General features: G+C 72.1%; 5 protein-coding genes. 1 reads left to right on the top strand and 4 read right to left on the bottom strand.

Annotation, left to right across the window (positions count from 1 at the left end; all coding sequences use genetic code 11):
* Positions 1-1,155, bottom strand: a 1,155-nt coding sequence (gene bioB, locus ACFU7Y_RS38000; protein ID WP_380771089.1) for a biotin synthase BioB, incomplete at its 3' end; no start/stop codon positions are given.
* Positions 1,156-1,391: 236 nt separating this feature from the next.
* On the opposite strand from bioB, the gene ACFU7Y_RS37995 reads away from it, so the two are divergent.
* Entirely contained in the window at positions 1,392-2,246 is an 855-nt protein-coding gene (locus ACFU7Y_RS37995; protein WP_224283936.1) for a hypothetical protein, read from the top strand.
* A gap of 113 nt (positions 2,247-2,359) precedes the next feature.
* Here ACFU7Y_RS37995 and ACFU7Y_RS37990 read toward each other — a convergent pair whose 3' ends face one another.
* From ACFU7Y_RS37990 to ACFU7Y_RS37980, 3 genes are all read right to left on the bottom strand, one after another.
* Positions 2,360-4,852, bottom strand: coding sequence for a DEAD/DEAH box helicase (locus ACFU7Y_RS37990; protein WP_380771090.1), 2,493 nt, complete (start codon positions 4,850-4,852; stop codon positions 2,360-2,362).
* 88 nt (positions 4,853-4,940) lie between these two features.
* On the bottom strand, positions 4,941-5,600 hold the full coding sequence (locus ACFU7Y_RS37985; RefSeq protein WP_224283938.1) for a hypothetical protein: 660 nt from the start codon (positions 5,598-5,600) through the stop codon (positions 4,941-4,943).
* Positions 5,593-6,224 (bottom strand): hypothetical protein (locus ACFU7Y_RS37980; RefSeq protein WP_380771088.1); only part of this gene is annotated, 632 nt, incomplete at its 5' end. The genes ACFU7Y_RS37980 and ACFU7Y_RS37985, both read right to left, overlap by 8 nt.

The raw sequence follows: 6,224 nt of genomic DNA, 5'->3' as shown, positions 1-6,224 counted from the left end.
GACCGGCGGGGCGTCGGCGACGGCCTCCGGCGCGGGGGCGCCGTGCGCGTGCCCGCCGCACGGCCCGCAGCCGCCGCCGCTGCCGCCGCTGCCGCAGGCCGAGGCCGCGGTGCCGCAGCCGCCGGCGGCCTGGGCCGCCTCGGCGACGTCCGCGCGGTGGCGCGGCAGGGTGGCCTCGCCGGCGCCCTCGACCTCGAAGCCGGCGTCCTTGATCATGTCGAGGTCGGCCTGCCCGGCCTGGCCCTCGCTGGTCAGGTAGTCGCCGAGGAAGATGGAGTTGGCGATGTGCAGGCCGAGCGGCTGCATCGAGCGCAGGTGCACCTCGCGCCCGCCCGCGATCCGCACCTCGGTGTCCGGGTTGACGAAGCGGACCATCGCCAGGATGCGCAGGCAGCGCTGCGGGGTGAGGTTCCACTCCTGGGCGAGCGGGGTGCCCTCGAACGGGATCAGGAAGTTGACCGGGACGGAGTCCGAACCCAGCTCGCGCAGCGCGAAGACGACGTCGACCAGGTCCTCGTCGCTCTCGCCCATGCCGGCGATCAGGCCGGAGCAGGCGGACAGGCCCGCGCCGTGCGCCTTCTGCACGGTGTCCACCCGGTCCGCGTAGGTGTGGGTGGTGGCGATGTCGCCGTAGGTGCCCTCGGAGGTGTTGAGGTTGTGGTTGTAGGCGTCGGCGCCCGCCGCCTTGAGCCGCTCCGCCTGGTTGTCGGAGAGCAGGCCGAGGCAGACGCAGATCTCGACCTCGGGGTCCGCGTCCTTGATGGCGGCCATGGTGTCGGTGACCCGGTCGATGTCGCGGTCCGTCGGGCCGCGGCCGCTGGCGACCAGGCAGACCCGCTTGGCGCCGCCGGCCACCCCGGCACGGGCGGCCTCGGCGGCCTGGTCCGGCTTGAGCCAGGTGTACTTGAGGATCTCGGCCTTGGACCCGAGCCGCTGCGAGCAGTACGAGCAGTCCTCCGGGCAGAGCCCGCTCTTCAGGTTCACCAGGTAGTTGAGCTTGACCCGGCGGCCGAACCAGCGGCGGCGCACCTTGCCGGCCGCGGCGACCACGTCGAGCAGCTCGTCGTCGGTGGTGGCGAGGACGGCCAGGGCCTCCTCGCGGGTCGGGACTTCGCCGCGCAGGCCCTTGGCGGTGAGGGTATCGAGCAGATCCATGGGGCGATCCTGCCTGGTCGTGATCGAGCGGCGCCAGAGCAAACCCGCCAGAAGATCGGTGTGAGGATGTGCCGATTGCCACAGTGTCGAAGGTCACGGCTCCGCCGCTGGTCACGCGCTTGACGCGGGGCCGGGCCGCCGGTTACCGACGGGTAGCGGCCGACCCCGGCAACCGGTGATCCACAACCCCCGACCCCGTGATCCACGCCACCCGGGGGGTGCTTAGAATCTGCGCCATGACCACGCAGGGGGAGCGCACCCCGACTCCGGGAGAAAGCCGGGAAGGCCGGGCAGGGCAGCGGGTCGGCGGGGGCGCCGACGCCGACGGGGGGAAGGAGCGCAGGCGGGGCCGTAGACTGACGGGCCGTCGCGCGGCCGGCTGGATCGTCGTGGTCGGAGTGGTCGCGGCCGGCGGATGGATCATCACCCGCCCGATGCCCGGCGACTACATACCCGGGCTCGGCCCGTCCACCAAGGACGCGTCCGGAACGCCGCGCGTGGTGGGCTCCCCGCCGCCGCTCACCGACCCCGAGGCCCTCAACGTCGACAACATCTTCCCCGCCCAACGACCGGTCGAGGTCGGCACCTTCAAGGCGCGGCGCAACGGCGTCCGGCAGGGCGAGAACTGCGTCGAGGTGCTCCAGGACCGCACCCAGGACCCGCTGAAGGACACCGGCTGCCAGGGCTACCTGACCGTCAGCTTCACCGGCCAGGACCGCCCGGTGCTCAGCAGTGTCACCTTGCTGCGCTTCCCCGACCAGCCCTCCGCCGCCAAGGCCGCCGACGCCCTGCGGGCCAAGCCCGGCGCGGTCGCCTTCATCCTCGCCGACGCCTCCACCGCCCCCACGCAGCCCCCCGGCGGCGTCAAGCCGGGCGGCGAGCCGCGGATCGAGGTGGTCGGGCACTACGTGACGGTCGCCAGTTCACGCCCGGGCGACGGCCGCCCGGCGGCCTCCACCGCGAGCGGCACCGGGACGCCGGCCGTGCCGGCCCCGACGTCCACCGGCACGGGGCCCAGCACCGAACAGACCCTGGACGAGGCCACCCGGGCGCTCTCCTACGCGGCGGGCTCGCCGTTCGTCTGGATCTGACGACCCCGTGGCGGCGCCGTGGCGGTGCTGTGGCTTCGACGCCTCCCCCGGACGCGTCGGATCCCCCCGGAGGCCTTGCTCCCGGGGGGATCCGACGGACCGTGGGCTCCGGCTCAGCCGCCGAGCCGGTCCACCGAGGTCACCCGCAGCACCGCCCGGCCCTCCTCGTCCGAGCCGTACAGGTCGACCTCGGCGCTGATGCCCCAGTCGTGGTCGCCCTCCGGGTCGTCGAAGATCTGCCGGACGCGCCAGGCGGAGTCCTCCTCCTCGATGATCAGCATCTTCGGGCCGCGCGCGTCCGGGCCGGTGCCGAGGTCGTCGTACTCCTCCCAGTACCCGTCCATGGCGTCCGCCCAGCGGTCCGCGTCCCAGCCGTACTCGCCGTCCAGCTCGCCGAGCTCCTCGTAGTGCTCCAGCGCGCACAGCTCGACCCGGCGGAACATCTCGTTGCGCACCAGGACGCGGAAGGCGCGGGCGTTGGCCGTGACCGGCGCAGGCTTGTCGTCCAGCCGCACCTCGGCGGCCTGCGGCTCGGTCGGGTTGGCCAGCTGCTCCCACTCGTCCAGCAGGCTGGAGTCGACCTGGCGGACCAGCTCGCCGAGCCAGGCGATGACGTCCTTGAGGTCGTCGGTCTTCACGTCCTCGGGGACGGTCTGCTCCAGCGCCTTGAACGCGCCGGCCAGGTAGCGCAGCACGATGCCCTCGGTACGGGCCAGCTCGTAGAAGCCGACGTAGTCCGAGAAGGTCATGGCCCGCTCGTACAGGTCGCGGACCACCGACTTCGGCTGCAGCCGGTGGTCACCGATCCACGGGTGCGCCCGGCGGTACACCTCGTAGGCGTGGGTGAGCAGCTCCTCCAGCGGCTTCGGGTAGGTGATCTCCTGGAGCCGCTCCATCCGCTCCTCGTACTCGATGCCGTCCCGCTTCATCTCGCCGACGGCCTCGCCGCGCGCCTTGTTCTGCTGCGAGGCGAGGATCTGGCGCGGGTCGTCGAGGGTCGCCTCGACGACCGAGACCACGTCCATCGCGTACGAGGGCGAGGCCGGGTCGAGCAGCTCGAAGGCGGCCAGCGCGAAGGTGGACAACGGCTGGTTGAGCGCGAAGTTCTCCTGGAGGTCCAGGGTGAGCCGGACGATCCGGCCCTCGGCGTCCGGCTCCGGCAGCCGCTCCACCACGCTGCCCTCCAGCAGCGAGCGGTAGATGGCGATCGCGGTGCGGATGTGCCGGCGCTGCGCGGCCTTGTCCTCGTGGTTGTCGGTCAGCAGCTTGCGCATCGCCTCGAAGGCGTTGCCCGGGCGGCCGATCACCGACAGCAGCATCGCGTGGCTCACCTTGAACCGGGAGACCAGCGGCTCCGGGTCGGCGGCGATCAGCTTGTCGAAGGTCTCCTCGGTCCAGCCGACGAAGCCCTCCGGGGCCTTCTTGCGCACCACCTTGCGCTTCTTCTTCGGGTCGTCCCCGGCCTTGGCGATCGCCTTGTCGTTCTCGATCACGTGCTCCGGCGCCTGCGCCACCACCTGGCCGACGGTGTCGAAGCCGGCCCGGCCGGCCCGGCCGGCGATCTGGTGGAACTCGCGGGCGCGCAGGATGCGCACCCGGGTGCCGTCGTACTTGGACAGGGCCGTGAACAGCACCGTGCGGATCGGCACATTGACACCGACGCCGAGCGTGTCGGTGCCGCAGATGACCTTCAACAGGCCCGCCTGGGCGAGCCGTTCCACCAGCCGGCGGTACTTCGGCAGCATGCCCGCGTGGTGCACGCCGATGCCGTGGCGCACGTAGCGGGACAGGTTGCGGCCGAACTTGGTGGTGAAGCGGAAGTTGCCGATCAGGTCGGCGATGGCCCCCTTCTCCGCCTTCGAGCACATGTTGATGCTCATCAGCGACTGGGCCCGCTCCACCGCCTCCTTCTGGGTGAAGTGCACGACGTAGACCGGCGCCTGGCCGGTCTGCAGCAACTCCTCCAGGGTGTCGTGCAGCGAGGTGCGCCGGTACTCGTAGAACAGCGGCACCGGGCGGGTCGCGTTGCGCACCACCGTGGTCGGCCGGCCGGTGCGGCGGGTCAGGTCCTCCTCGAAGCGGCGGACGTCGCCGAGCGTCGCGGACATCAGCAGGAACTGCGCCTGCGGCAGCTCCAGCAGCGGGATCTGCCAGGCCCAGCCGCGGTCCTGCTCGGCGTAGAAGTGGAACTCGTCCATGACGACCTGGCCGATGTCCGCCCGGGTGCCGTCGCGCAGCGCGATCTGGGCGAGCACCTCGGCGGTGCAGCAGATGATCGGCGCGGTCGGGTTCACGCTCGCGTCGCCGGTCATCATGCCGACCTGCTCGGTGCCGAACATCTTCACCAGGTCGAAGAACTTCTCCGAGACCAGGGCCTTGATCGGGGCGGTGTAGAAGGTCCGCTGCCCCTCGGCGAGGGCCGCGAAGTGCGCCCCCGCCGCCACCAGGCTCTTGCCCGACCCGGTCGGCGTCGCCAGGATCACGTTGTTCCCCGACACCAGCTCGATCAGCGCCTCCTCCTGCGCCGGGTACAGCGTGATCCCCCGCTCCTCCGCCCAGGCTGCGAACGTCTCGTACAGCGCGTCGGGGGTGGCGGGCTTCGGCATCAGATCAAGGAGGGTCACGCGGCTATCTTGCCTGCTCGCCGCCACCCCGGGCAAAGCCCGGGGCCGCGGAGGGCGGGTCAGGAGGGCACTAGAACGGTGCGGCAGGTGCCTGAGCGGCCAGCTGCGGAGCGTTCGTGCAGCCCTGGGCGCGGACGGCTTCCTTCGCGGTGCGCAGAGCAGCGTCCATCCGGATCCGGTGGACCTCGGTGGCGGGGGTGTCGGTGGATCCGCGGCTACCGGTGATCGTGATCAGGCGGTACGGGAAGCTGGTGGGCCGCCCGTCCGCCTCCACGTACTCGCAGTGGAGCAGCAGCTGCACCGTGCCCTCGTGGAACAGCCAGCCCTGGGCCGCCGGGCCGAAGTCCAGCGACGCGGGGACGACCGGCTGCCAGCCGGCCGCCTCCGCCTTGGTCTTCGCCTGCCGGAACTTCTCGTCGCGCCGACTGGTACTGATGTCGGCGAGCACCTCGGAGGTGCCGCCGCGCTTGCGGGTGACGGTGCAGGAAGGGGCGAGGGAACGGATGTCGAGGTCGCCGAACGACACCTTGGTCTGCCGGACGGAGGCCCCGTTGCCCCTGCCGGTCAGCGCGGCCAGGTCGTCGTGCGTGAACGCGTTCCAGCAGGCGCTCTGCGGGACGTCGGCGGGCGGTGCCGACCGGTTCCAATACCAGAGCCCGCCGCCGGCGACGACCACCGCCGCACCGATGGCGATCGGCAGGACACGGCGTCGGCGCGGGCGCTCAGCCATCGGCCTTCTCCTTCGGCAGCTCGGGCACGGTGGGGGCCGCGGTGGGCAGCTGCACCTGGTTGGTGCACTGGTACTCGGCAGCGGCGACCCGGGCGATCTTCAACGCGGCAACGGCGTACGCCTGGCGGGCCTTGGCCGGCGAGGCGCCGTCGACCGTGTCGCCGCCGACGTCGACGCGGACGTACGGCGGGGCCTTGGCGTCGAGGCCGCCTTTGGAAGGGACCTGGAAGTCGCAACGGACGTAGAGCCGGACCAGGTGATCTCGGTCGTCGCTGGCCAGGCCCACGGCACCCGGACCGAAGTCCAGGTCGGCGACGGCGTGATGCAGGTTGGCGTCCGTGGCACGGTCGGCGTCGATCCCGTCCCGGGCGGGGAGGATCAGAACGTCCAGGAGAGACCTGCCGTAGCCGTCGTCCGGGCGCCAGCCGACGCGGCAGGTGTAGCTGCGGAGGCTCGGCTCGGTCGGCGTGGTCGGTGTCTCGATCCGGGCCGCAGGTGCGTTCTCGTACGCCTTCCCGTACTGCCCGGCCAGCGGCTTCAGGTCGTCCTTCGACAGCGCGGACCAGCAGGCGCTCTGCGGGATCTCCAACGACCGCCACGGCTGCCAGGCCCACAGCCCGCCGC

The organism is Kitasatospora sp. NPDC057542 (assembly GCF_042801945.1).
Taxonomy (GTDB): Bacteria; Actinomycetota; Actinomycetes; order Streptomycetales; family Streptomycetaceae; genus Kitasatospora.
The sequence above is the reverse complement of the archived record's forward strand: the minus strand, read 5'-3'. Positions and strand labels throughout refer to the sequence as shown.

Coding starts and splice junctions, on each gene's coding strand:
- ACFU7Y_RS37995 (WP_224283936.1), top strand. CDS start 1,392: ATGACCACGCAGGGGGAGCGCACCCCGACTCCGGGAGAAAGCCGGGAA.
- ACFU7Y_RS37990 (WP_380771090.1), bottom strand. CDS start 4,852: ATGCCGAAGCCCGCCACCCCCGACGCGCTGTACGAGACGTTCGCAGCC.
- ACFU7Y_RS37985 (WP_224283938.1), bottom strand. CDS start 5,600: ATGGCTGAGCGCCCGCGCCGACGCCGTGTCCTGCCGATCGCCATCGGT.